Origin of the sequence: Streptomyces sp. NPDC017056 (genome assembly GCF_044332485.1) — a bacterium.
Taxonomy (GTDB): domain Bacteria; phylum Actinomycetota; class Actinomycetes; order Streptomycetales; family Streptomycetaceae; genus Streptomyces.
In genome coordinates this window covers 53,776-78,066 of the sequence record NZ_JBIRPD010000005.1, presented here as the reverse complement: position 1 = coordinate 78,066, position 24,291 = coordinate 53,776, and the positions used below count along the sequence as shown (strand labels likewise).

The 24,291-nt window shown below is 74.6% G+C and carries 16 protein-coding genes and 1 pseudogene; 6 read left to right on the top strand and 11 right to left on the bottom strand.

Annotated elements, in window-relative coordinates:
- Nucleotides 1-9: 9 nt before the first annotated feature.
- Nucleotides 10-940: pseudogene (locus tag ACH4OW_RS11085) on the top strand (IS5 family transposase).
- 24 nt (nt 941-964) lie between these two features.
- Here the strand turns inward: ACH4OW_RS11085 and ACH4OW_RS11080 are convergent.
- Nucleotides 965-2,032, bottom strand: a complete 1,068-nt coding sequence (locus ACH4OW_RS11080) for an ArsR family transcriptional regulator (protein WP_398026775.1) — start codon at nt 2,030-2,032, stop codon at nt 965-967.
- A 545-nt stretch (nt 2,033-2,577) separates the two neighbouring features.
- On the opposite strand from ACH4OW_RS11080, the gene ACH4OW_RS11075 reads away from it, so the two are divergent.
- Entirely contained in the window at nt 2,578-3,480 is a 903-nt protein-coding gene (locus ACH4OW_RS11075) for a hypothetical protein (protein ID WP_398026773.1), read from the top strand.
- 104 nt (nt 3,481-3,584) lie between these two features.
- Nucleotides 3,585-4,031 carry a hypothetical protein gene (locus ACH4OW_RS11070; RefSeq protein ID WP_398026771.1) on the top strand — a complete coding sequence of 149 codons (447 nt, stop codon included), beginning with the start codon at nt 3,585-3,587 and terminating at the stop codon, nt 4,029-4,031.
- A 352-nt stretch (nt 4,032-4,383) separates the two neighbouring features.
- Here ACH4OW_RS11070 and ACH4OW_RS11065 read toward each other — a convergent pair whose 3' ends face one another.
- The 8 genes from ACH4OW_RS11065 to ACH4OW_RS11030 all read right to left on the bottom strand — a co-directional run bounded on the left by ACH4OW_RS11065 (nt 4,384) and on the right by ACH4OW_RS11030 (nt 18,425).
- Entirely contained in the window at nt 4,384-5,895 is a 1,512-nt protein-coding gene (locus tag ACH4OW_RS11065) for an ABC transporter substrate-binding protein (protein ID WP_398026769.1), read from the bottom strand.
- Between the two features lie 7 nt (nt 5,896-5,902).
- Nucleotides 5,903-7,927, bottom strand: a complete 2,025-nt coding sequence (locus tag ACH4OW_RS11060; RefSeq protein WP_398026767.1) for an ATP-binding protein — start codon at nt 7,925-7,927, stop codon at nt 5,903-5,905.
- A gap of 157 nt (nt 7,928-8,084) precedes the next feature.
- Nucleotides 8,085-9,254, bottom strand: a complete 1,170-nt coding sequence (locus ACH4OW_RS11055; protein WP_398026765.1) for an FAD-dependent monooxygenase — start codon at nt 9,252-9,254, stop codon at nt 8,085-8,087.
- Between the two features lie 10 nt (nt 9,255-9,264).
- Entirely contained in the window at nt 9,265-10,602 is a 1,338-nt protein-coding gene (locus ACH4OW_RS11050; RefSeq protein ID WP_398026763.1) for a class I adenylate-forming enzyme family protein, read from the bottom strand.
- Nucleotides 10,603-10,655: 53 nt separating this feature from the next.
- Nucleotides 10,656-12,146 (bottom strand): 3-deoxy-7-phosphoheptulonate synthase, encoded by a 1,491-nt coding sequence (locus ACH4OW_RS11045; protein ID WP_398026761.1) that lies wholly within the window; start codon nt 12,144-12,146, stop codon nt 10,656-10,658.
- 3 nt (nt 12,147-12,149) lie between these two features.
- Entirely contained in the window at nt 12,150-13,325 is a 1,176-nt protein-coding gene (locus ACH4OW_RS11040; RefSeq protein ID WP_398026759.1) for a 3-deoxy-7-phosphoheptulonate synthase, read from the bottom strand.
- Between the two features lie 56 nt (nt 13,326-13,381).
- Nucleotides 13,382-15,316, bottom strand: a complete 1,935-nt coding sequence (locus ACH4OW_RS11035) for a multicopper oxidase family protein (RefSeq protein ID WP_398026757.1) — start codon at nt 15,314-15,316, stop codon at nt 13,382-13,384.
- Nucleotides 15,317-15,467: 151 nt separating this feature from the next.
- Nucleotides 15,468-18,425 carry a helix-turn-helix transcriptional regulator gene (locus ACH4OW_RS11030; RefSeq protein WP_398026755.1) on the bottom strand — a complete coding sequence of 986 codons (2,958 nt, stop codon included), beginning with the start codon at nt 18,423-18,425 and terminating at the stop codon, nt 15,468-15,470.
- Nucleotides 18,426-18,553: 128 nt separating this feature from the next.
- Here ACH4OW_RS11030 and ACH4OW_RS11025 point away from each other — a divergent pair, with 128 nt between their 5' ends.
- A complete protein-coding gene (locus ACH4OW_RS11025) occupies nt 18,554-19,666 on the top strand; it encodes an alpha/beta hydrolase (protein ID WP_398026753.1) in 1,113 nt (370 codons plus the stop codon).
- An 18-nt stretch (nt 19,667-19,684) separates the two neighbouring features.
- Here the strand turns inward: ACH4OW_RS11025 and ACH4OW_RS11020 are convergent, their stop codons facing one another.
- Nucleotides 19,685-20,188 (bottom strand): MarR family winged helix-turn-helix transcriptional regulator, encoded by a 504-nt coding sequence (locus ACH4OW_RS11020; protein ID WP_398026751.1) that lies wholly within the window; start codon nt 20,186-20,188, stop codon nt 19,685-19,687.
- Nucleotides 20,189-20,263: 75 nt separating this feature from the next.
- On the opposite strand from ACH4OW_RS11020, the gene ACH4OW_RS11015 reads away from it, so the two are divergent.
- Nucleotides 20,264-20,983: a nitroreductase family protein gene (locus ACH4OW_RS11015; RefSeq protein ID WP_398026749.1), complete on the top strand. Its 720-nt coding sequence runs from the start codon at nt 20,264-20,266 to the stop codon at nt 20,981-20,983.
- Complete coding sequence (locus tag ACH4OW_RS11010) at nt 20,980-21,951, top strand: EamA family transporter (RefSeq protein ID WP_398026747.1); 972 nt, start codon at nt 20,980-20,982, stop codon at nt 21,949-21,951. Before ACH4OW_RS11015 ends, ACH4OW_RS11010 begins: the two co-directional genes overlap by 4 nt.
- On the opposite strand, the gene ACH4OW_RS11005 is transcribed toward ACH4OW_RS11010, so the two are convergent.
- Nucleotides 21,881-24,262: a GMC oxidoreductase gene (locus ACH4OW_RS11005; protein WP_398026745.1), complete on the bottom strand. Its 2,382-nt coding sequence runs from the start codon at nt 24,260-24,262 to the stop codon at nt 21,881-21,883. The genes ACH4OW_RS11010 and ACH4OW_RS11005 overlap by 71 nt on opposite strands.
- Between the last annotated feature and the right edge of the window lie 29 nt (nt 24,263-24,291).

Genomic DNA, 24,291 nt, shown 5'->3' with positions numbered 1-24,291 from the left:
GCTGTATGCATGGGACGCGGAGACCTGACGAACGCGGAGTGGGGCCGGTTGGAATCGTTCCTGCCTCGTGGCGGTGCGCGCGGGGGCCGGTGGAGTGATCACCGGCGGGTGGTCAACGGGGTGCTGTACCGGGTGCGGACGGGGGTGTAGTGGCGGGACCTGCCGGAGCGGTTCGGGCCGTGGGAGACGGTCTACAAGCGTCATCGCCGCTGGTCGGCGGACGGGACGTGGAAGATGCTGCTGTCGAAGGTCCAGGCCGCCGAGGACGCGGCCGGCCGGGTCGACTGGGACGTATCGGTGGACTCCACCGCGGTGCGAGCGCACCAGCACGCCGCCGGCGCGAGGAAGGCTCCGCCCGCCGTGGATGGCCAAAAGGCGGACGGGTGGGGGGCGAACCAGGTCGATCCGGTCCTGTCGAAGCTGGCCGTCCGGCTGGTGGAGGTGGTCAGCTCGGCGAGTGTTTGGGACGCTCCCGAGGTGGCTTCACCACCACAATCCACCTCGCCGCCGACGGACGATGCCGGCCGCTCGCCCTCGTCCTGACCCCCGGACACCACGGTGACGGTCCCCAGCTCGAGCGGGTACCGGAGCAGGTGTCCGTGCCCCGCACCACAGTGGGGCACCCCCGAACCCGGCCTGACCACGTCCTGGCCGACAGGCCTACACCTCTCGAAGAAACCGCCGCTACCTGCGACGACGTGGCATCCGGCACACCATTCCCGAACGGGTCGACCAGCGCAGACACCGCCTCAACCGAGGCTCCCGAGGCGGCCGGCCCACCGGCTTCGACGCAGAGCGCTACAAGAAACACAACACCGTCGAACGCGCCATCAACCGCCTGAAAGGCTTCCGCGGTGTCGCCACCCGCTACGAGAAACGCGCCTACATCTGCCTCGGCACCGTCACCCTCGCAGCCCTCATCATCTGGCTCCGCACATGATCCGAGAAACAGTGCCTAGCTGTGCTAAATCCCCTGCCTCGTGTTGCTCGGTAGGCGTGAGCATGTGATCTCACACCCCTGGACCACATGCCTCTCACTGAGCGTTTCGGACAGGAGGCGGGCCCCGAGGGGGGTGGTGACGTGCCGGACGGTGTTGCGTTGGCGGTAGCTGTTGATCAGTCGTGCCTGCCGGAGAGTGGTGGTGTGTTCCGACACCGAGGCCATGGACAGGTGGAGCCGGTTGGCCAGTTGGGCGGTGGTCGTGTGGGCGTTGTCCGCCACCGCGCTCAGTACGTGCGCGCGGGTGCGTCCCAGTACGGCGGAGAGCGCGACCAATGAAGTGGTGGGATCCACGGGCGCGCCCGGGATGTGCTGGCGGGCGAGGTCGACCGAGGCGGGGCAGACCAGCACCGGGGTGTCGTAGTCGTTGAGCAGGGCCCGCGGCTGCGTACCACAGAAGAAGTGGCTGCTGATCAGGATGCCCCGGCCTTGCAACTCGAAATCCGTGTCGCGGGGGTAGGGGAGCGTCAGGACCGGTGCGTCCCAGTGCAGGGACGGATGCAGCTGGCCGAGCAGTGCCTCCGTTCCCTTAGAGGTCATGATGTCCGCCAGCCTGGAGCGGTCGGCCGACAGTATGGATCCGATGGCGGCCGCGTGCGGGGCTATGGCGTGGTCGTAGTAGGACTGCAATTCGTCGACCAGAGCGTTCATGATGCCGGCATCGCCCCGCGCCAGTCCGGTCAGCCTGGCGGGGATGCGCTGCTGTTGGTCCAGGCGCCGTAGCTCGGACGCGATGCGACGCGGGGATGTCGTCTTGATGGTCTCGAAGACGCCGCTCGCCGGTGAGTGCCTGTCCACGGGGGTGAGGAAGTCCGGGACCCAGCCGCTTGCCGGTATCAGTGCGGAGAGCATGGTCGTGGAGAGGCGGAATGAGGCCTCGGCCTCTTGCCGCCAGGCACGGAAATGGACGCTGTTGTCCCGTCTGCGCAGGACCTGCAGGCTCATGACGGCCTCGCTGACCGGCAGTTCCAGGGTGCGGCTGATGGTGATGCGTGCCAGGTCCTGTGAGGTGAAGTGGATTCTCAGGGGCACCGGTCGGCCTCCTTCATCGTCATGGCCCACCCTGCGCACGATGCCTGGTTACTGAGCGGTTTCGGGTAGGGGCGAACGTCGTTGTCTCAATCGCCTCCCCTCTCTATCTTCGGGAAGGGCAGCGGTCACGGGGGCCGCCGCACCGACGCACAGCGAACGGGGCCGGCCGTGCCCCGGTCGGTTCTTGCCGCCGGCCCTGCCCGGCAGTCCACGCGGAATCGGTCATCCACCATCCCCGGCGGAAACGATCTGGAGGCAACTCCGCCGCGCCGCACGGCAGTGCGGCGCGGCGCGGGTGCCGGCGTCCCGATGCTCGCGCCGGTCGGCGGGCGAAAGGCGGTCGGTGACCGGGTGGTTCGTACGAAAGGCCGGCTCAGGGCTTGTACGGTCCGGGCTTTGTTCGGGGTCTGACTGTTCGGACCGCTCGGCCCGACGCCGAACACCGAAGACGGCTATATCTCCGAAGGCGGCTATATCTCTTGGCTGTTGGGCACCGAGCGTGCCCGGGCCGAGGAGGAGGTGGGGTGATCGTGACAAGGCGGAGGGTGAGACAGGGGGTGCTCCTCGCGGTGGCCGTCGGATGTGTGGCCGCGGGTGTCGGGGTCGTCGTGGCGGAGCAACGACCGCCGCAGACCGGCCGGGCCGCCGGCGCCGTGGTACGGGACCTCACGGCTCAGGAGAAGAGCCGGCTGTACCGGGCGGAACAGCTCCTGTTGCGTGCTTGCATGCGCGAACAGGGTTTCGAGTACCGCCCCGTTCCGCAGAATCCCGTTCCGCAGGCCCGGGAGTTCCCCTACGTTCTGGACGATGTCGCCTGGGCGCGGAAACACGGTTACGGCAGTGACATCCAGCGCGAGCTGACCCGGGTCCGCGAGGAGGACGTCAACCAGCGGTACTTCCGCTCCCTGCCCGCGGACCGCAGGGCTCAGGCGTTGCGGGCGGCCAACGGGCGGGACCCGAACGGCGTCACCGCTCACGCCCCGGACGGGACGGTGCTGCAGCGCAGCGCCGAAGGCTGCCAGTCACATGCCGAGCGGGTCCTCTACGGTGATCTGGCCGCCTGGTTCCAGGCCAGGGTGACCCTGGATTCGCTTCCCGGGATACGGCAGGGACAGGTCATGGGCGATCCGGCCTTCGGGCGGGCCGTCGAGCCGTGGGCACGCTGCATGCGCGCCGCCGGCCATCCCTATGCCAGCCCCGCGCAGCTGCGGGAGGACGCGCTGCCGGGCGCGGGTGAACCCGCACTCGCAAAGCGCAAGGAGATCCGCCTCGCCGTCGCCGAGGCTCGTTGTGCCGCTGACAGCGGCCTGGCCCGCACGGCACACGCGCTGGACCGGACGTACACGGTCCGGCTCAACCACCAGTACCGCTCCGCGCTGGACACCGCACGGCGGCTTCAGCGGGGAGCCCTGCCCCGTGCCGACGAGGTCATCGACGACACGCGCTGACACGTCGGGATACGGCAGCAGAAGACGCACCATCCGCACAGAGAACCGGAAGCGGCCGTTCACCACCGGCCGGTCACCTCACTACGAAAGGTATTGGCATGCGCATGTCACGCTCACTGGTCCTGGGGGCGACCCTCGCCACCCTGGGTACCGGGCTCCTCCCGGTCGCCGCCCAGGCGGCCCCCGGCACCAGCCGGACCACGTCCGCGTCAGCCACCCTCGCCGCCCCCACGGGCGCCCAGGCCGACGGCAAGCTCCACCTGTACCGCGACACCGACTACAGAAACTTCTGCGCCGCCTACGTCGGTAACTCCACGAACTGGGGTGCCTGCCGCAACCAGATCTCCTCCCTGTGGAACAACGGCTATCCCGGCAACCTGGACGATGTCTGGCTGTACTACGGCCCGAACTACTCGGGAGCGCGCCGGGGCGTCTACAACGGTGTCAGTATCCCCGACCTCACGCCCTATCCGTTCGACGCGGGAACGGGCACCGGCGCCGGTCAGTCGATCAACGACAACGTCGCCTCGCACAAGTGGACGAACCTGTAACCAGCCCGGTGGTGACGAGCTTTGCGGGCCGCGTGCGAGGAGCGGCCCGCAGAGCTTCATCCGTCCTGCTCCCCATCTCCTCTCCCGCGGCCAGGAGTTCCCTGTCCTAGGGAGGCCAACTCCTGCCCCGCACCTGGGTCTCTTCCCGGCACGGCGGCCGGTAGGGCGTCTCAGGGAGGTGCTGGTGCCACTGGCTGCGGGCGAGGCGAGGCCGGGCGGTCCGGCACACACGGTCGGCGACCCGTCCGGGGCCGGGGAACCGCAGCCGTACGGTGTGGTCGTTGGAGGCGGTGGCCACGGTGCAGGCGGGCTCTCGTGAGCCACGAGATGGCCCGCTCCGCCCGCCACCGTTCTAAGGCCACACGACCTTGCGGAAGGCGTACGAGCCGTCCGGCCGCAGTTCGACCAGCGCGAGCGGCTTGCCCTCCGGGTCGCCGCGGTCGTCGAAGCGGACCGGCCCGCTCACTCCGTACACCGGCTTGCTGCCGCTGATCTGCAACAGCATCTGGCGGGTGCTGCCGGTGGTGACCGGGCCGCTGCCCTGCCGGCCGGCGCCGTCGCGGATGGCCACGCCCAGGGTGAGCAGCGCGTCGTGGCCCATCATGGCCTGTCCGTCGGCCAGTTCGGCGTCCGTGCGGCGGATGTCTTGCCGGTAGGCGTCGCGGAACTGCGGCAGCGGGTTGTCGGCGCCGGGGTAGGCGTTCGTCCACTGGTCGGGGTGGGCCAGCACGGTGTGGTGCACGGTGAGGCGGCTGCGTTCCCACACCTTGCGGAACGCCTGGCGGGCCTCGTCGCTCTCGGGCACGTCGAAGACGCCGATCACGTCGTCGCCGGTGACCACCGTGGTCGGGCAGCGCCGCCCGGCGGCGGCCATCGCCTCGATGAAGACGCGCAGCGCCCGGCCCCGCCCCGCGAAGTACACGGCGTCCGGCGGGTCGGCGCACACCCGGTCGGCGAGCGAGGAGAACGCGTTGGCGGTGGCGGGGTCGGTCGAGCTGTAGGCCAGTCCGAGGTCGGTGACCTGGAGGCCGTGGCGCTTGGCGGCCTCGGTGAAGCTGCGGTACAGGGAGGTGCTGTAGGTGTCCTGTTCGCTGCGGTCCCTGATGGTCGTCACGCGGTACGGGTGCTGCTGCCCGGGGCGCTTCTGCAAGGCCCGCAGGTGGCGCACCGCGGCCGACGCCTGGTCCGAGTTGGTCGCCGCCACCCGCCAGAAGCCGGTCTGGCCCGGCCGGTTGATGGCGTCCGCGGTCACGGTGGAGCCCATCATGGGAATCCGCGCCTCCCGCAGGGCGTCGATCGCCTGCTGCGTGGTCCGGCGGCTCTGCCCGAGTCCCGCCACGGCGACCAGGTGCCGGTCCCCGTCCTTCATCTCCTTGAGCTGGTCCACCAGCGGCCGCCACTGCCGGGAGCCCGCCCCGCTGTTCGCCAGCAGCAGCTTGATCTGCGGCGAGTCGCCGCGCCCGCCGCGCCGCGGGTCGTTCAGCTCGCGCTGGGCCAGGTAGGCGCCCTCCAGCTCCCGGCGTATGCTGTCGCGGCCCCGGTCGCCGGCGCCCGTCGTCATCGGCTGGAGGTAGGCCACCGAGACCCAGGGCTTGCCGGACTTCGCCACCCGCCGGTTCTCGGCGAGGATCTGCCCCGAGATGTCCCGCAGCGAGGCGTCGAACACGTACGAGCCGTCGGTGACGCCCACGCACTCGTCGAGCGGCCCCTGTTCGCGCACCCCGTCGGCGCACCGGACGAACACCGCGTCGTACGCCCGGTACCCGCCCACGCCCAGGGCGGCAGCGGCGGTCACGGCGACGGCGGCCCGCAGCCAGGTGCGGGGGCGCGGCCGCGGCGGTACGAGCTGGTCGTCGTCACTCATCCGGCGGTCACCACGGCTTCCTCTCGTAGGCGGCCGCCCGCTGCCACAGGACGTCGTGGTCCGTCTCGTCGCTCAGCCGGCCGCTCAGGGTCTGCAGTGCATCGGCGATCTTGGGGTACAGCTCGGCCGCCGGGTCGCCCAGCGGGTCGGACCACAGCGACGCGTAGGGGTCGGACGCCGGGTGGGTGGTGATCCAGCCCGCGACCAGCAGCCGGGTGACCATCAGCCGGTCGGGCGGGCTCGGCGCCAGGGCGATCCGGTGCCGGAACTCGGCGCCCGCCGTGCGTTCCAGCGCGTCCGCCTCCCAGCGGCGCGGCGCGCGCTGGATCCAGGACAGCTCCTCGCACCACGCCTGCGCCGACCCGTCGCCCGTGCACACTTCGAGGAAGCGGTCGTGCAGGTAGGCCGCGGCGCCGGCGACGTCGCCGCCCGCCAACCGGTGGTAGGCGGCCGCGCGTCCCCCCTCCGCCGCGCCGGCCAGGGTTTCGTGCGCGGCGTCCCACGGCGGGGCGGCGCCGGCTTCCTCCGGAGCCACTGCCAGCCGGTCCAGCAGCAGCCTTCGGACGATGTCCGGCAGCGCGCTGTGCCGGTGCCCGTCGACGGTGATGCGTACGGCATGCCGGTCGTCGTGGGCGAGCCCGCGCAGCAGCCGGGGCGGGGCGTCGGACTGCCGCCACAGGCCGGCGGCGTTCGCGGCCTGCCCGAGGGTGACGGCGGCGGCCGCGCGCGGCATCGCCCCCTCCAGCTCCGGCGGCAGGTCCTGGAGCAGCAGCTCCAGCAGTACGCCCGCGACGGAGTGCGGCCCCTCGGGGGCCATCGCCAGGCGCAGCCGCCGCCCGCAGGGCACCTCGGGCGCGAAGTCCTCCAGCGCCTCCAGCACCGCAGTGGTCGCCGCCGGGTGACCGCGCGTCAGCTCGTGGACCGTACGGCCGAGCCACGCCACCGGGTGCGTGAGGCCCGCCGTCGCCGCCTGCGGCATCCGCCGCGCGTACGGTCCTGCCTGCTCCTGCACCTCGGCGCGGTCCAGCGGGCGCAGCTGCGCGACCTCCAGCCGGGCGCCGCCGCCGGGGCGGCTCACCACGCGCGGCACGAAGAGTTCCGGCTTGCCGTCGCGCTCCGGCGGCTGCCAGCACGACAGGTAGCTGCCGAGCTGCCGGGGCCCCTGTTCCAGCTGCCGCAGCACCTCCGGCGTCCGGCCGGCGCAGGCGACGACCACCAGCGGGTCGGGGCGCTCCGGTCCGCGCGCCTCGGCCAGGGCCTGGAGGAACGCGTCGCCCAGCTCGCTGTCGGCGTTGTCGAGGACCACCAGGCAGCGGAGCGTGCGGGCGCGGTCGCCGCCGTGCCGGGTGTACGCGCCTTGGAGGTCGGCGAGGAAGGCTTGCAGCAGCACCGACTCGGCGCGTTCCCGCTGGGCGGCCGTGCCGTGCCGGAAGTGCTGGTTGAGCTCGACGAGGACGTCCGCCGGCACCTGGGGCCGTGCCCCTCCCCGCGGCACCCGGCCCAGCCGCCGGTGCACGCCCCACCACACCCGGGCCCGCTGCCACCCCTGTATCAGCGGCACGACCGCGGCGGACCAGCCGGGCAGTCCCATCGGCACGCCGACCGTCGAGACCAGTTCCCGCAGCACCGCCAGGGAGTGGTCCTCCGCGCGGCCGGTCCGCAGGGCCTCGCGCATCTGGCCCAGGGCGGCGTCCCGGCTCTCCGGGTCGGCCTCGGCGGAGAGTGCCATCAGCAGGACGGCGAAGGACGGCAGGGCCAGCGGCGGGAAGTCGCGCCGCCGGGCGTTGAGCTGGAAGGCGATCCTGGCCAGTACGTCGACGGGGTGGTGGGCCCCGTCGTCGAGCGCCGCGAGGTCGAGGGCGGCCAGCGGCGCCCGGCGGCCCCAGGTCTCCAGGCGGCCCGACAGCGCGGTCTTGCCGCTGCCGCGCGGCCCCAGCAGGAGCAGGACGGGGTGGCCGGCGTGCTCGCCACCGGTGCGGACGAGCCGCTGCCCGACGTACTCCCGGATCAGCAGGTCACGTCGGGACCTCACCGGCGCCCCCTCGTCGTCACCGTCGCGAGTGACCAGGATGCAGTAATTCCCCTGCTGTGCAAGGAGGTTCGGCGGCAGTCGTGACTGGCGTGAAGCACGGGAACTCTGAGGTGGGACGGGAGCGGCTGGGTGTGCGGGGTACGTGTGGCGGCAGTGCTCAGTAGCGGCTCCCCGGAATGCCGGCGTCACGCGGGCCGTACGGCGCCGAGTCCAGCCAGCGGCCGGCGCGCCGGGAGCGGGGCGCAGCGGCGGCGGCCAGGCGCTGGGCGGCGCGGTGCCACGGGCCGGTGGCGGTGAGGTGGGCCAGCGCCCGCCCGGCCGCCCGGCGGTTGAGGACGGCGGCCCGGTGGCGGGCCGCCGCGTAACCGGACACGTCACCGGTGGCCGCCGCCGCCGCGGCCGCCGCGGCGTCGGCGATCCCCGAGTTCAGGCCGCGCGCCCCGAAGGGCGCGAAGAGGTGCCCCGCCTCGCCGGCCAGCAGCACGCGGCCGTGCGCGTCGGTGAGGGCGTCGGCGACGACCTGCTGGAAGCGGTAGTGCGAGGACCAGGTGACGGTGCGGGCGTGCCCGGCGGGCAGCAGGCCGGGGAGCCAGTCGTCCGCCGCCGCGCCGAGCGCGTCGGGGTCGTCGTCCGGACGGCACTGCACGTCGACGCGGAGCCCGCCGCGGAACGGCACCGTGAGCACGTTGCGGGCGTCCATGCGCGGGTCGCGGTAGTGGAAGGCCCGATCCAGGGGCAGCGGATGCGCGGGGTCGTCCGCGACGTCGAGGACGAGGAACGCGTACGGGGAGCGGGGCCCGCGCAGCCCGACGCCGACGGCCCGGCGCACGGCCGACCGCGCCCCGTCGCAGCCGACGGCGTACGCGGCGCGGTATACGGCGTCCGGGGTGCGCACCAGCACGCCGTCGGGCGCCGGTTCCACGCCGGTGACCGGGGCGTTCCAGCGGATGCCGGCTCCCGCGCGGCGGCAGGCGGCCCGCAGAAGTTCTTCCATGACCGGTTGCGGCAGGCTGGAGAAGGGCGCGCGGTCGGCCGGGGCCGGGGTGTACGTACGGCGGTGGACCTCGCGGCCCGCGAAGTACGTGCATCTCGCGCCCCAGACCAGTCCGTTGCGTACGAGTTCCGCTCCCAGCGCGGGGTCGGCCGCGGCGAGGGTGGCCAGTGACTGCCGGTGCAGGAAGATCGCCCGGCTGCCGGGCCGCGGCGCCCGCTCCGCCGCCGCTTCCAGGACGGTCACGGGCAGGCCGCGGGCCCGCAGCAGCAGGGCGGTGGCGAGCCCGACCGGCCCGGCGCCGGCGACCAGGACGTTCGTTGGGGTGGTGGACATGGCGGGTCTCCTAGCGGGGCAGCCGGCCGCGGGCGACCTTGCCGCCCGCGGTGGTGGGGAGTTCGGGCAGGAACGTCGTACGGCGGGGGATCTTGTACGGGGCCAGGTGCGCCCGGCAGTGGGTGAGGATCGCGGCCTCGTCGGCGGTCGCGCCGGGGACGGTGGCGATCCAGGCGCGGGGGGACTCGCCGCGTACCGCGTCCGGCATGGCGGTGACGGCGACCGCGGCCACGGACGGGTGATCGGCGATCACCCGCTCCACCTCGGCCGGGTAGACCGTGTAACCCCCGCACAGGATCACGTCCTTGACGCGGTCCAGGACGGTGACACCGCCGTCGGCCGATACCCGTCCGACGTCCCCGGTGCGCAGCTCGCCGCCGGGCGTCAGGGCCCGCGCGGTCGCCTCCGGCGCGTGCAGGTAGCCGGGGGTGACGAGGGGGCCGCGCACCAGCAGTTCACCGCCCTCGCCGGTGCGGACGCCGGTGTCCGCCACGGGCGGCCCCGAGGTGCCGGGGTGGCCGGGGTCGTCGGCGGGGGTGAGGGCGGCCAGGCCGGCCAGTTCGGTCATGCCCCAGCCCTCGGCGAAGACGGCGCCGGAGCGCTCCTGCCAGTCGGCGGCGAGCCGTTCCCCGGCGGGCTGGCCCGCGGACAGGGAGCAGCGGACCGACTCCAGCGGCAGGTCGGCGCAGGCCAGCAGCCTGCGGTACATCGTGGGCACCCCGGCCAGTACGGTCGGGCGGTACCGGCGCAGCGCCTCGGCGACGGCCTCTTCGGTGAACCGGGTCAGGACGACGATGGCGGCTCCGGCGGACCGTGCGGCGTTCAGGACGTTGGTGCCGTACGTGTGGGCGAGCGGCAGGGGGCTGAGCACCGTGTCGGCGGGCCCGAGCGCCAGGCGCCGCGCGATGTTCTCGCCGCCGAGCCGGACGGCGCGCCGCGTCTGGAGCGCTCCTTTGGGCCGTCCCGTGGTCCCGGAGGTGTAGGCGACGGTCGCGATGCCGGAGAAGCCGGTGGCGGGGGAGCGGTCCGGGGGCCCGGGCGGCGGAGGCCCCGGCCCCTCCGCGCCGAGGACGAGTGCGGCGGCGCTGTCGCGGGCCGCGTGGCGGATCTCGTCCGGCGCCGAGGCGGCGTTCAGCGGGACGCTCACGGCGCCCAGCTCCGCCAGCGCGAGGTAGTCGAGGACCCAGTGGCGGCCGTTCGGGCGGCAGAGCACGGCGCGGTCGCCGGGGCGCAGTCCGGCGGCGGCCAGCCGGGCGGCGCGGGCGGCGGTCGCGGCGCGCAGTTCGCGGTGGGTGAGGGGGCCCTGTTCGTCGATCAGGGCGATGCCGGTGTGGGGCGTGCGGTACATGAGATGCTCGCTTTCCTTGCGTGCGGTGGTGGTTGGGAGGCGTACGGGTCCGGTCAGGGCACCGGGCGCCAGGCGCTCGCGGCGGCGTGCACCGTCCGCAGCACCTCGGCGGGGGTGCGCCCGGTCTCGTCGAGCAGCAGGCCGCCCGGGCGGCTGCCCACCGAGTAGTGGGTGTCGAAGAACGTCTCGGCCTCGGCCGCCGCCGTGCTCCCGCCGGGCCGGGGCGCGCACACCCACGTCACGGGGGTGCCGGTGGAGGCGACCGCCTCGATCAGGGCGGGCAGTTCGGCCAGGATCCGGTCGGGGGCGAGCCGTACGGCCAGGACGAGCCGTCCCGGCACCCGCGCGGGGTTGAGCGCCGTACACCGGGCGGCGACCTCGCGCGGGTGGTGGCCCGGCCGGGGGCGGAACCCCACCACGGCGCCGGGCCGCGGCACGCGGTCGCCTTCCGCCGTCCAGTGGACCTGGCCCGCGATGGCGGGCGGGCAGGCGTCGAGGAAGGTCATCAGCTGCGGGAAGTCGTCCAGCCAGGCGGGGGAGCGGGCCGCGGCCCGGTACTCCTCGGCGACCCACCGCGCCTCGCGCGGCAGGATGCCCGGCGGAGGGTGCCCGCCGGTGACGACGGTGACGGGGGTGCCGGCCGCGTAGTGCACCAGTCCGGCGGCCACCGTCGTGAGCGCTCCCGTGGCGTGCCGGCCGAGCTGTAGCAGGAACGTTTCCCCGCCCACCGTCGGCGCCAGCGCCGCATGCGGGTCCGGCACCGCTGAGCCGGCGTGGCCGGCCGTACCGATCTCCTCCGTGAGCGGACGCGGACGGCCCAGCAGGCGCTGCTTCGGCGGCGCCGGGACGACGACCGGCTGCGGCCGGGCCGCCCCCGGCACCCGGCCCCCGCCGTCGTGCACGCCGCCGTCGCCCACGCCGTCTTCGGGACCGGCCTGCCCGGCGGGAACCAGCCGCGGGTTGAACAGCTCCCGGATGAACAGCCAGGGCTGCTCGCCGTCGAGCACCACATAGGACTTGAACACCGCGGGACGCACCCGGCCCCCGTGTTCCCACCCGGCCACGCCCACCTCCACCAGCCGCCGGGTGCGCATGGCACCCGCGGCCCGCAGGCCGTAACCGATCGGGGTGCGCGGGCTGGTGACGCACGCGGCCAGCGCCGGGTCGTCCGGGACCAGCCCGACGACGGTGTTGAGCGAGACGGGCGTCAGCGCGTCGTCGGCCAGTGCGGAGCGGCGCACCAGGACGCGTTCGTCCCGGCCCAGGCTCAGGCAGCGGCGGGTCAGCGCGTCCTGCTCGGCGGCGGGCGCCGTGCCCTGGTGCAGGACGCGCAGCCGCAGGGGCGTGGACAGTGCGGACTCCAGCAGGGTGGTGGTCAGGCCGTCGCTGGCGAGCAGCATGCGGGTCAGCGGGCTGGCGAACCGGGCGACGTCACCGAGGTCGAAGGGGCGTGGCGCGGGCCGGTCGGTGGACCGGTCGCCGGTGGCGGCCCAGCCGTCCGGCGTGTGGCGGTCGGTACTCGGATACCGCAGGGGGGTGAACACGGTTCAGGTCCTCTCCGTGAAGGGGGTGGCGCCGAGGGCGGCGGAATCCCGTTCCGCCGCCTCCCGGCGGGGGCCGGGGCAGGAGGCGCGGCGGCGGGCGCGTGCCGCCCCCGCCAGCTCCCGCAGCAGCTGGGCGGTTTCGCCCCAGCCGATGCACGCGTCGGTGACGCTCTGCCCGAAGACCAGCGGGCGGCCGCCGGGTTCCTGCCGCCCCGGCGCGAGGAAGCTCTCCAGGAGCACACCGCGCACCGTGGTGTCGCCGTCGGCGACCCGTACCGCGAGGTCGTCGGCCACCGCGTGCTGCCGCTCGTGCTGCTTGCCGCTGTTGCCGTGGCTGGCGTCCACGACGACCCTGGCCGGCAGCCCGGCGCCGGCGAGCAGCCGTGCGGCCCGGCGGACGTGCGCCGCGCCGTAGTTGGGGCCTTCGGCGCCGCCGCGCAGGACGACGTGGCAGTGCGGGTTGCCGCTGGTGCGCAGCAGCGCCACCGGTCCGGCGCCGGAAGCGCCGAGGAAGCTGTGCGGCGCGGCGGCGGCCCGTACGGCGTCGACGGCGGCCTGGACCGAACCGTCGGTGCCGTTCTTGACGCCGACGGGCATCGGCAGGCCGCTGGCCAGGTCCCGGTGCACCTGGCTCGCCGCCGTGCGGGCCCCGATGGAGCCCCAGGCGACGGTGTCCGACAGGTACGCCGTGGTGACCGGGTTGACCCATTCGCAGCCCACCGGGAGGCCGGACTCGGAGATGTCGAGCATCAGGGACCTGGCCTCGGCCAGGCCGCGCCCGACGTCCGCGCCACCGTCCAGGCCGGGGTCGCCGACCAGGCCGGGCCAGCCGAGGCAGGAGCGCGGCTTCTCCACGTAGACGCGCATCACCACGAGCAGGTCGTCGGCCAGCCCGGCCGCCGCTTCCCGGAGCCGGGACGCGTAGTCGAGGGCGGCCGCCCTGTCGTGTACGGAGCACGGCCCGACGATGGCCAGCAGCCGGTCGTCCCGGCCGTCCAGGACCCGCACGATGTCGTGCCGGGCGGTCATCACGGTGTGCGCCGCGTGGTAGGTGAGGGGCAGCCGCTCGGCCAGTTCGGCCGGGCTCTCCACGGGCAGGACGCGGGTCTGGCCGCCGGTGGCGCGTACCCGGCGTCCGTCGCGGTGCCGGAGCTGCGGGGTGTCGGTCGGTGTGTTCATGGTGGTTCGCTCCTTCGGGGTGGGGCGCGGGCCGTACGGGCGGTCGGGGGAGGTCGTCACTGGTGTCCTCCGTGGCCGGTGCCGTGGCCGCCGCCGTGCATGCCGGGCTGCATGTCCATCACCACGCCGGGCATGACGGTGAACGGGCGCATCATCGACTCGTCCTCGTGTTCGAGGATGTGGCAGTGGTACATGTAGCGGCCGGACCCGCCGTCGAACTGCCCCAGCACGGAGACCAGTTGTCCCGACCCGGCGGGCGCGGGCCGGGTGTCGCCGACCCGTACGGTGTCCTTCCAGCCGAGGTCGGCGCCGGTGACGGGCAGCTCCCCCGTGAAGGTGACGGGCGTGACGGTGCCGTAGCCGCGCACCGTGCCGTCGCCGTTGGACAGCCGCTGGAAACCGCGGGCGTCGTAGTTCTGCCGCCGGGTCTCCTGGAAGCGGATCAGGTGGATGTGGAAGGGGTGCACGGGCCCGCCCAGGTTCAGCACGTTCCACTGCTCCCAGCCGCCCTCGCGGACCATGAAGTTCGTGGTGTCGTTGAACATCGCGGCGACCCTCCGCAGGGTCAGCAGGGGCCGCCCGGGGCGCTGCACCTGCACGATGCCGTCGCTGGGGATCTGCACCGAGGAGGCGTCCTCGACGGTCTCCATCTCCCACATCATCGGCATCCCGGTCGCGGCGGGCGGGGTCAGCACGACCCAGCGGTGCTCGTGGTCGGGTGCGGTGGCGTGGCTCAGCCGTACGTAGGACGGGCTCAGGCGGCCGGGCAGCGTGAACGGGTCGTCCGCCGCCTCGTCCGCGACGCGGAACTGCATCACCTCGGGCGAGGGCGCGGGCCCCGGCGGGTTGGTGGCGGCGTCGGCCCAGTGGACGCGCATGCCCTTGAGGACGGAGAAGTCGGCCAGGACGTCGGCGCGTTCGCCGGGCGCCAGGGTCAGGCCCTGCTCCGGCAGCGCCTGCGGCTCGGGCAGCAGTCCGCTGTCCGTGCCGATCTGGTGGAAGGCCCGGTCGACCAGCTCCCGGTCCACCGGCGTGCCGTCCTCGTGGCACAGCCGCAGCGTGTAGAAGCGGGCGTTGGAGCCGTTGACCATCCGGAAGCGGTACCAGCGCGCGGCCACCTCCAGGTGCGGCTGGACGACGCCGTTGACGACGTTGTACGGGCCGAAGAACGGCCGGGGCACGTCCTCGTCGTCCCGCAGGACCTTGTGCATCAGCACACCGGTCGGCCGTCCCTTCCAGTCGGTGTCCACGTTGCGGTCGCACAGGATGACCGGGATCTCGCGGGCGCCGTCCGGCAGCCCGAGCGCCTCTTCCTCGTCGTCCCTGATCCAGTACATGCCGGCCAGCCCGGTCATCACGTTGAGCGCGGTGATGTTCATGGCGTGGTCGTGGTACCAGAGGGTGCAGGCCGCCTGGTCGTTGAGGTACTCGGACAGCTGGGTCTCGCCGGGCGGTACGGCGTTGTCGGTCCAGCCGTCGTTGACGCCGCTGGTCCGCGCGCCGTGCAGGTGCACCACCGTCCAGGGCGGCAGCCCCGGCACCCGGCGGTCGAAGGTGTCGGCCTCCGGGTCGTAGCCGGGGCGCATGATGTTCGCCGGAACCCGCGTCTCCACCTTGATCAGGGGGTACGGGCCGCTCAGCCCGTTGGCCCAGGACACCCGCAGCCGGGTGCCGCGCCGCACCTCGACGGTGGGGCCGGGGACCTGGCCCTCGTACGCCCACATCAGCGACGGGGGAAGTTGCGAGTGCAAGGGGACGCGGACGGGCCGCGTCCGTACGGTCAGCTCGGCGCGGCCGCTCTCCGGGTCGGTCTCGGGCCGCAGGACCGGCGGGACGCGCAACGGGTCCAGGAACGGTTCGAGGGCCGGGACCGCCGGGTCCTGCGGGGCGGTGACCGCCGGGGCGGCGGCCGGGGGTGCGGTTTCGGTCAGGAGAGCCGGCTCGGCCGGTGCGGCGGCCGGTTCGGTGCCGGTTTCGATGAGCTCGGGCATGTCGGGGGCTCTTTTCCGGGCGGTGCTTGGATTGACTCCTTCACCGTGCGCCTCGGCGGACCCCCGCCACATCGGGGAAAACACCTGCCCCACTACTGAACCGGTACGGAGCCGGCGGCCCCCGCTACCGAGCCCCGGCGGCCCACCGGCCTCAGGCCCCCGGCCCCCCGGCGTCCGCCAGCCGCCCCGCCACCGCCGCCCGCGACGACACCCCCAGCTTCGCGAAGACGTGCGCCACGTGCGTCTCGACCGTCCGCGGGCTCAGAAACAGCCGCTCCGCGATCGCCTGATTGCTGAACCCCTGCCGGACCAGCTCGGCGACCTCCGCCTCGCGCCGCGACAGCCGCCCCTCCGACCGCGCCGCCGGCCGCCTGGTCCGCACGCCCAGCCGCCGCTGCTCCCGCACGGTCCGCGCGTGCAGCCCCAGCGCCCCGCACGTGCCGAACACCTCCGCAGCCCGCGCCAGCTCCGTACGCGCCGCCGGCTGCTGCCCGCAGCGGGCGTGCGCGGTACCGGCCCGCAGCCACGCCCGCGCGGCGAACAGCCGCTCGCCCGCCGCCTCGAACAGCTCCGCCGCCCGGACGGCGCCGCGCGCCGCAGCGGCCGGGTCGCCCTCCTGCTCCGCGTGGGCACGCGCCAGCGCCCCGTGCCCCGAGTCCGCGCCGCCGCCCGGGACCGCCGCGGCCCGGTCCGCCCAGCGCGCCGCCGCCTCGGGGCGCCCGCGCTCGGCCTCCGCGTCGGCCATGGCCTCGCAGCACACCAGCAGGCAGCTGCGCTCCAGCAGCGGCGAGACGAACTCGTCGCACGCGGCCAGCACCTCCGTACCGCCCGCGTCCACCTCCCGCAGCCCCACCAGGGCCAGCCCGCGGCCGACGACGCCCAGCCGCGCCCACCACTCCCGGCGGCCGTCCGCGTGCCGGATCGCCTCGTCGGCCAGGGCCAGCGCCGCACCGTTCTCGCCCGTCCAGCGGACCATCAGGGACTTCACGGCGAGCGCCAGGGCCACGCACTCGTCCGAGCCGAGCAGCCGCGCGGCGTCCACCGCGTCCTCGGCCCGGTCCACGGCGTCCGCGAGCCGGCCCGTACGGCCGTACGTGAACGCCTGCGCGGTCAGGATCCAGGGCGACAGATAGCTCTGGCCGGTGGCGTTGGCGATGGCCAGGCTCCGCTCGACCATGCGGGCGGCCTGCGGCAGCCGGCCCATCATCGCGTCGATCCAGCACAGGAAGGACAGCGACTCCAGCCACGGGGCCAGTTCGGCGTCGGTGGCCTCCCCGGTCAGCCGTTCGGCCCGCGCCGCCAGGTCGTACGCGGCCGCCAGCTCGCCGGCGCCGTACGCGCAGCCGAGCCGGAGCGTCACGAGCGGCACCCAGTCGTCGGGCGCGCCGCCGGCCGCCCCGGCACCGCCGCCCGCCCGCGACAGGACGGCGGTCAGCCGGTCCAGCTGTACGGCCGCGGCGCGGAAGTCGGCACGGATCAGGCTGTCGCCGATCAGCTGGAGGTGCAGCGGCACCGCGTCCGCCGCGTGCTCAGGCGGCACCCGGCCCAGCTCGGCGCGGAGCAGGGCCCGCCCCTCCTCCTGCCGGTTCAGCAGCCGCTCCAGGATCGCGCAGAACCGGGCGGCGCGGGCCCGCTGCGCCCAGGCGTCCGGCGGGAGCAGCCGCAGCACTTCCAGTGCGGTGTCCCGGCCCTGTACGAGCCGGCCGCCCACGCCTTGGAGGCGGGCGAGCTCCACGAGCAGGGACAGCCGGTCGGCGCCGGGCCCGCCCGCGGTCGCGCCGGGCTTCTCGGGGAGCAGGTCCAGTGCCGTCCGCAGCCACTGCGCGGCGGTGGCGGGGGACTGGTACGCGGTCGCGCGGGCGGCCTCGACGAGCACGCCGACGGCCAGCCGGTCGCCGAACCGGGCGGAGCGGGCGATGTGGCGGGCGCGGGTGACGGTGGGCGCGTCGCGCTCGTCCAGGGCGGCGGCCACCCGGGCGTGCGCGGCGACCCGCCAGCCCGCGCCGGACGACGCGTACGCGAGGTGCCGGACGACCGGGTGGCGGAAGCGGAACCGCCCCGGTGCCGGGGCGCACCGCACCACGTCGCGCACCACCAGCTCGTCGAGGGCCGCCAGCGCTTCGGCCTCGGTCGTCAGGGCGGCCACCGCCACCATGCCGGGCTCGAACTCGTCCCCGAGCGTGGCGGCGGCCTGGGCGGTCAGCCGCGCGTCCTCCGGGAGCGCGGCCAGCTCGGCGGCCAGGGCCTCGCGCACCGCGCCCGGCAGCAGGGTGCCGTCCCCGTCGGCCGGCGCGGCGGCCTCCACGGGGGACGTGAGGGCGGCCGGCGCGGACCGGGCCAGCGCCTCCAGGTAGAGCGGGTTGCCGCCGCTGGCCTCGTACAGGGCGCGGCGGCGCCGGGCGCCGACGGACGGCCCGAGGAACTCCCCGGCCTCTTGGAGGGTGAGCGGCGCGACCTGGATGCGGGTCCGCAGGCCGGGCGCGGCGTCGGCGAGGGCCGCGGTGAGCCGGGGGCCCGCCTGCCGGGTGCGGTAGGTGACGGCGAGCAGGAAGGGGCCGCGCGGCGCGTGCCGCGCGAGGTGGGAGAGCAGCTCCACCGAGCCTTCGTCCGCCCAGTGGACGTCGTCCAGGAGGACCGCCAGGCCGCCGGGCTCGGCCAGGGTTTCCAGGAGGAGGCGTACGGCGCGGTGCACGCGGTAGCGGTTGAGGCCGGTGCTGGGGGCCGCCGCCGGGTCCGGCGCCATCTTGCCCGCCGACAGCGCGGGGAAGACGTCGGCGAGCAGCCGCGCGCTTTCCGGATCCAGCGCCTTGCGCACCTGTTCCGACCGGCTCTCGACCTCGTCGTCCAGGGCGTCGACGGCGAGGGATAGGGGGACGTCGTTCTCGTACTCGGTGCCCCGGCCGCGCAGCACGGTCAGCCCGTGCGCGAGCGCGGCGGCGGCCGTCTCGCCGAGCAGCCTGGTCTTGCCTGCGCCCGGGTCTCCGGTCAGTTCCACGAGCCGGAACTCGCCCTTGGCGGCCCGCCCGGCCTCCGTGCCGAGGAGCCTGACGACCTCGTCCCGGCCGACGAGCGCGCGGTTGCCGTTGGGCGGTGCGGAGCTGTCGGGCATCGGGCGGGCCGGTTTCGGTCGAGTGGGCGGGCGGGTGAACGGCGGAGGGCGCCCCAATAGAATATTTTGGTCTATACGGACTATACGGGCAATTCACCGAGCAGCGGGGGCCGAGGAGGCTGGTGCCGATGCAGCGCCGCATCCCCCTGTTCACCAGCGAAGGCGTCCACGACGCCGAGGTCACCGTGCATCCCTTCGCGACCGGCGACGGACTGGGCCTGACCCTGACCCGCTACCGCCGCGCACCGGCCGGCGGCGCGGCGCCCGCGGACGCGGTGCTGCTCGTGCACGGCCTCACCACGTCGAGCGACATGTTCGTCATGCCCGAGCACGACAACCTCACCGCCCACCTGCTCGACCACGGCTTCACCGACGTCTGGGCCCTCGACCACCGGATGAGCAACCGCTTCCCGTACGACCTGGCCTGCCACCGCTTCACCCTCGACGACGTCGCCCTGTACGACTTCCCCGCCGCGTTCGCCGAGGTCAGGGCGCACCTCGGCGCGGCGCCCCGGCTGCACGTGATCGCGCACTGCCTGGGCGCGGTGACCTTCGCGATGAGCCTGGCCGCCGGCCTCGTCACGGACGTCGCCAGCGCGGTGGTCAACAGCTCCGCGCTGGTCCTGCGGCCGCCCCTGTGGTCCCGCTGCAAGCTGCGGGTCGTGCCCGGCCTGACCGAGTACGTGCTCGGCCTGCCCTACCTCAACCCCGCCTGGCCGCAGGACGCCCCGTTCACCCGCGGCCGCATGATCGCCCGTCTGGTCTCGCTGTTCCACCCCGAGTGCCGCGCCCCGTCCTGCCACATGGTGAGCGCCATGTGGGGCTCCGGGCGGCCCGCCCTGTACGACCACGCGCGGATGTCGCCGGTGACGCACGACCGCATCCCGGACCTGTTCGGCGCGACCGGCGTGCACTACTACCGGCACATCCGGGCGATGGTGCGGGCCGGCCGGGCCGTCAAGTACCGGCCCGGCGACCCGGCCTACCGCGACCTCCCGGACGACTACCTGGAGGCGGCGTCCGGCATCACCACTCCACTGCTGCTGACCACCGGCGACCGCAACCGCGTCATGGCCGCCTCCAACCCCGCCTGCCAGCGTGAACTGGCGGCCCGCGCCCCCGGCCTGTCCCGGCTGCGCCTCTTCCCCGGCTACGGCCACCAGGACGTCTTCATGGGCAAGGACAGCGCGCGGGACGTCTTCCCCCACCTGACGGACTTCCTCGCGGAGCACACGGGGTGAGCGGCCGCGCCCCGCGGTTCAGCGGAGCCGGTCGATGTCGCCCAGCGATTCCAGCAGGGTGCGCAGGTCCCTGGCCACGCGGTCGCGCTGGGCGCGGGTGAGCCCGGCGAGCAGCCGGTCCTGGGTCGCCACGTTGTCGAGCAGCGCCCGGTCGACGAGGGCGAGGCCCTCCTCGGTGAGGGTGACGTCGAAGCTGCGCGCGTCGTGGGCCCTGCGGGCCCGGGTGATCAGGCCGCGCTCCTCAAGGCGGTCCAGGCGCTGGGAGACGGCGCCCGAGGTGACCATCGACGCGTGCATCAGCTCGGCGGGGGTCAGGCGGTGCGGCGGGGGGCTGCGGCGGAGGGTGGCGAGGACGTCGAAGGCCGCGGCGTCGAGGTCGTGCTTCTTGTAGGCGGCGCGCAGCTCCGTCTCGATGATGTGCGCGAGCCGTTTGACGCGGCCGACGACGGCCATGGGGGACGCGTCGAGTCCTGGGGCCTGTTCGGCCCACTGCGCCAGCACGCGGTCTACGTGGTCGGTCATGCCGACACCCTACCGATTGCCTTAGCGGTGAGATAGCTATTGCCTTAGCGCTAAGATAATGCTTAGGTTGATCTCATGATCGAGGAAACCGCTCACCTCTCCGTGCCGCAGGCCATACGCGCCCGCCGCAGCATCCGCCACTACCTGCCCGACCCCCTCCCCGCCGAGCAGCTGACCGAGCTGCTCGCCCTGACGCTGGAGGCCCCCTCCAGCTGGAACGTCCAGGCGCGTTCCGTCGTGGTCGTCTCCGACCCGGAGGGCAGGGACGGCCTCACCCGTGCCACCGGCGGCCAGCCGCACCCGCGGGAAGCACCGGTGACCCTGGTCTTCGTGGCCTCCGCCGGGGCCTGGCGCGAGGACCTGGGCGACATCTACGAGCAGGCACGCGGCAACGGCGCCTGGAACGCGGCGTACGCCGCCGGGTTCGCGCAGGCGAGCCTCGACTTCCACCGGGACCTGGAAGCGCGGGGCCTGCTGCGCGAGTACGCGGTCAAGGACGCCATGATCGCCGCCACCCACGCGATGCTCGCCGCCGCCTCCATGGGACTGGCCACCTCGCCGATGAACGGCTGGGACGAAACCGAGGTCAAGAAGGTCATCGGCATCGCGGACCGCGACGACCTGCACATCGCGTTGCTGCTGCCGGTGGGCAGACCGGCGGAGGAACGCCGCCACCCCGGCCGGAGACCGCTCGCGCGCCAGGTCTTCGACGGCCGGTACGGACGCGGCTACGGCCCCACCGCCGCGGGAAACCACGGTGCCGCCGTGCCGGCCGGTGCGGACGCGGTCCGGTGAAGGCGAACCGGGTCGCCCTCGACTCCGCCCTCACCGCCCTCGCCCCCGCGGTCTGGGGGTCCACCTACCTCGTCACCACCGAACTCCTGCCCCCTGGCAGGCCGCTGCTCGCGGCGACCGTCCGCGCCCTGCCCGCCGGACTGATCCTCCTGGCGATCGGCCGCGCACTGCCCCGCGGGGTGTGGTGGTGGCGGGCCCTGGCCCTCGGCGTGCTGAACATCGGCGCGTTCTTCTTCCTGCTGTTCGTCGCCGCCTACCACCTGCCCGGTGGCGTCGCGGCTCTGGTGATGGCCGTACAGCCGATGGTGGTGCTGGTCCTGTCGGCGCTGGTCCTCAAGGAATCGGTCGGGCCGCTCCACATGGCCGCTTGCGTGCTGGGCGTCACCGGCGTCGGCCTGCTGGTCCTGCGGCCGCACGCCGGGCTGGACGCGGTGGGCGTCGCCGCGGGACTCCTGGGCGCGGTGAGCATGGCGGCCGGCATCGTCCTCACCAAGCGCTGGGGACGGCCCGCCGGCACCGGGCTGCTGACCTTCACCGGCTGGCAGCTGACGGTCGGCGGCCTCGTCCTCGCGCCGGTCACGCTGCTCGGCGAAGGTCTGCCCGGCACCGTCACGGGCGCCAACCTCGCGGGCTTCGCCTACCTCGGCCTGATCGGCGCGCTCCTCGCCTACGCGGTCTGGTTCCGGGGCGTGGAGCGGCTGCCCGCACTCGCCGTCTCGTTCCTGGGATTCGCCTCTCCACTGGCGGCGACCGCCCTCGGCTACCTCGTCCTGGACCAGGCGCTGACACCCCTCCAGCTCGCCGGCGCGTCGGCCGTGGTCGCCTCGGTCGTCCTGGCCCAGTACGGCGGCCGCCGCGCGCCGGGCCGCCGCGGAACGGCCACCGGCCGCCCGGCCGCTACCGCCCCGGCCCGTACACGTCCCACAGCTCCCCCGCGAAGAAGCGGCCGAACCGGGACAGGGCGGTGAACGGCGCGGGGCCCGTCGCGTGCATCGAGGCGAGCTGCCGGACGAAGTCCAGGCGGCCCACCCGCACCACGCCGGAGCACAGCGGCGCCTGTACGGGCTCCTCGCCGGGGCCGAGCCGGCCGTGCCGGATCTCCACGGCCAGCGTGGTCGTGTCCGCCCACAGATCGGCCCCCGGGTCGTCACCCACCTCCTTGCGGCCGGTCAGCGTCAGCGCCCGCCCCTGCGGACCGTCCAGATGCAGGTGGTACAGCATGCGCCGGCGCCCCGGCAGCCCGCTCGGCACGAACAGGTTGAACCAGCCCTCCCGTACGGGCAGCCGGCCGCCCAGCGGCTCGCACACCACCTCGCCCCGCGCGGACGCCCGGTGGTCCGGCGCGTCGACGAAGGCGTCGACGTCGTCGACGGCGATGGTCAGGCGCAGCGTCAGCTTCGGCCCGTCGGCCAGCGCCCCGCGCATGACCTCGGCGAACGACAGGGCCGTCGCGGGCGCGGGAACCGGCCAGTGCGCCCGCCGGGGCGGCCGGTTCTCCAGCAGCCGGGTGCACATCCGGTCCGCCAGCGCCGCGATCGTCAGCGACGGGTTGACACCGACCGGGCCAGGCAGCGCCGCCGCGTCCGCCACGTACAGGCGCGGGTGCCCGAACACCTCGCCGTACGGGTCGCACACCGCCTCCTCCGGCCGGTCGCCGATGGGCGCGCCGCCCACCGGGTGGACGGTGACGACCCGCCGCCACCACCAGATCGGGTTGTCCAGGTACCCCGCCCCCATCCCGGCGGCGAGCTGCCGCATCGTGGTGCGGACCCCTTCGTAGTACGCCCGGCTGGTGGCCGTGGTCCACCGGATGTCCAGCCGGCCGTCGCGCAGCCCCATCACCCCGTCGGGCACGTCCCGGCCCACTCCCAGCAGCGGCAGCACCCCGGGGAAGCCCCCGCCGGGACCGAGGAGCGCGGCGATCTCGCCGGACATGTTGCCGTCCGGCGAACCGAGGGCACGGTCCAGCGCGAGGCCGGCGGCGAACGCGGCCAGCCGGCCGGCGCCCCCGGCGAGCCGTACGCCCTCCGCCAGCCAGTTCAGGAAGCCCGGGTAGCCGCCGTCCTGGACGATGTGCCCCCGGCCCGTACCGCCGTCCGCCGCACCCGGCACACCGACCACACCGGTGATCACCGGCCCCAGGTCGGGCCGCGGCACGGGCGCTTCCCTGCGGCCGTACAGGAACGTCAGCAGGTCACCGTTGCCGCAGAACCGGGTGCCCAGCGCCGGACCGAGGCCCGGCAGCCGCGCCCGGTTGCTCAGCAACAGGTGCGCGGTGCCGTACGTGCCGGCCGCCAGCACCAGGCGGTCGCAGTCGATGTGACGCCGCGGCAGGTCGGCGGTCCGCACCGCGCCGCCGTCCAGGTCGTGCACGACATACCCCACGCGGTAACCGCCGCCCTCCAGCGGCTCCACCGTCACGGCCTGGTGCCCGGTCCGCAGATCGGCGCCGTGATGGCGGGCGGCGGACAGGTAGGTGTGGTCGAGGGTGTTCTTCGCGCCGTTGTTGCAGCCGAAGTCGCAGGCGCCGGTGAGCCCGCAGGTGCTGCGCGGCACGCCGTGCAGATTGCCGTACGGGGCGTCCGCCAGCGGCAGCCCCGGGCCGGGCGGCGCGCCGGGGCCGGGCGAGAAGCTGACGGCGAGCGGGGCCGGGGACCACGGCAGCCCGGCCCGCTCGGCCGCCTCCCGCATCGCCAGGGTCTTCGGGGTCCTGGCGTACGGTTCGGCGTCCACCGGGTACGGGACCGGGCGCAGCACCGCCTCCACCGCGTCGTAGTGCGGGTCGAGGTCCGCCCGCGTCAGCGGCCAGGACTCGTGCCCGCCGCCGGGCAGTTCCTCCCGCACGAACCAGTGCGCTTCCTTGCGGAGCAGCACGTTGGCGTAGATCAGCGAACCGCCGCCCAGCCCGCTGGAGACGAGGGAGTCGCAGCCACGGAAGCGCCAGACGTCGAACAGCCCGTACAGCCCCTCGCCCGGGTCCCACAGGGCGCGCCCCAGCTCCGCCGGCGTACGGGGGAAGCTCCCCGGCGGGTAGGCCCGGCCGCGTTCCATGACGACGACGGACAGCCCCGCTTCCGCCAGCCTGTACGCCGCCACGGACCCGCCGAAACCGGAACCGACGACCAGCACGCCGACCCGCTCGGGCGGCCCCGTCCCGCTCGCTGCCGACGCCTTGCCCACGGCCCGTCCTCCCAGCTCGGCGGCGGCCGCCGCACCGTGCGGCGGCCGGCCTTCCCAGTAGGTCCCGCACGGCGTCACTCCGCCTGCGGCACCCGGCATCCGGCCCAATCCCGGCGGCTCCACGTTAG

What these genes read in the sequence shown, in the direction of transcription:
- ACH4OW_RS11065 (WP_398026769.1), bottom strand. Translation starts at nt 5,895, where the DNA reads ATGAGTGACGACGACCAGCTCGTACCGCCGCGGCCGCGCCCCCGCACC.
- ACH4OW_RS11055 (WP_398026765.1), bottom strand. Translation starts at nt 9,254, where the DNA reads ATGTCCACCACCCCAACGAACGTCCTGGTCGCCGGCGCCGGGCCGGTC.
- ACH4OW_RS11025 (WP_398026753.1), top strand. Translation starts at nt 18,554, where the DNA reads ATGCAGCGCCGCATCCCCCTGTTCACCAGCGAAGGCGTCCACGACGCC.
- ACH4OW_RS11030 (WP_398026755.1), bottom strand. Translation starts at nt 18,425, where the DNA reads ATGCCCGACAGCTCCGCACCGCCCAACGGCAACCGCGCGCTCGTCGGC.
- ACH4OW_RS11070 (WP_398026771.1), top strand. Translation starts at nt 3,585, where the DNA reads ATGTCACGCTCACTGGTCCTGGGGGCGACCCTCGCCACCCTGGGTACC.
- ACH4OW_RS11040 (WP_398026759.1), bottom strand. Translation starts at nt 13,325, where the DNA reads ATGAACACACCGACCGACACCCCGCAGCTCCGGCACCGCGACGGACGC.
- ACH4OW_RS11035 (WP_398026757.1), bottom strand. Translation starts at nt 15,316, where the DNA reads ATGCCCGAGCTCATCGAAACCGGCACCGAACCGGCCGCCGCACCGGCC.
- ACH4OW_RS11020 (WP_398026751.1), bottom strand. Translation starts at nt 20,188, where the DNA reads ATGACCGACCACGTAGACCGCGTGCTGGCGCAGTGGGCCGAACAGGCC.
- ACH4OW_RS11005 (WP_398026745.1), bottom strand. Translation starts at nt 24,262, where the DNA reads ATGCCGGGTGCCGCAGGCGGAGTGACGCCGTGCGGGACCTACTGGGAA.
- ACH4OW_RS11050 (WP_398026763.1), bottom strand. Translation starts at nt 10,602, where the DNA reads ATGTACCGCACGCCCCACACCGGCATCGCCCTGATCGACGAACAGGGC.
- ACH4OW_RS11015 (WP_398026749.1), top strand. Translation starts at nt 20,264, where the DNA reads ATGATCGAGGAAACCGCTCACCTCTCCGTGCCGCAGGCCATACGCGCC.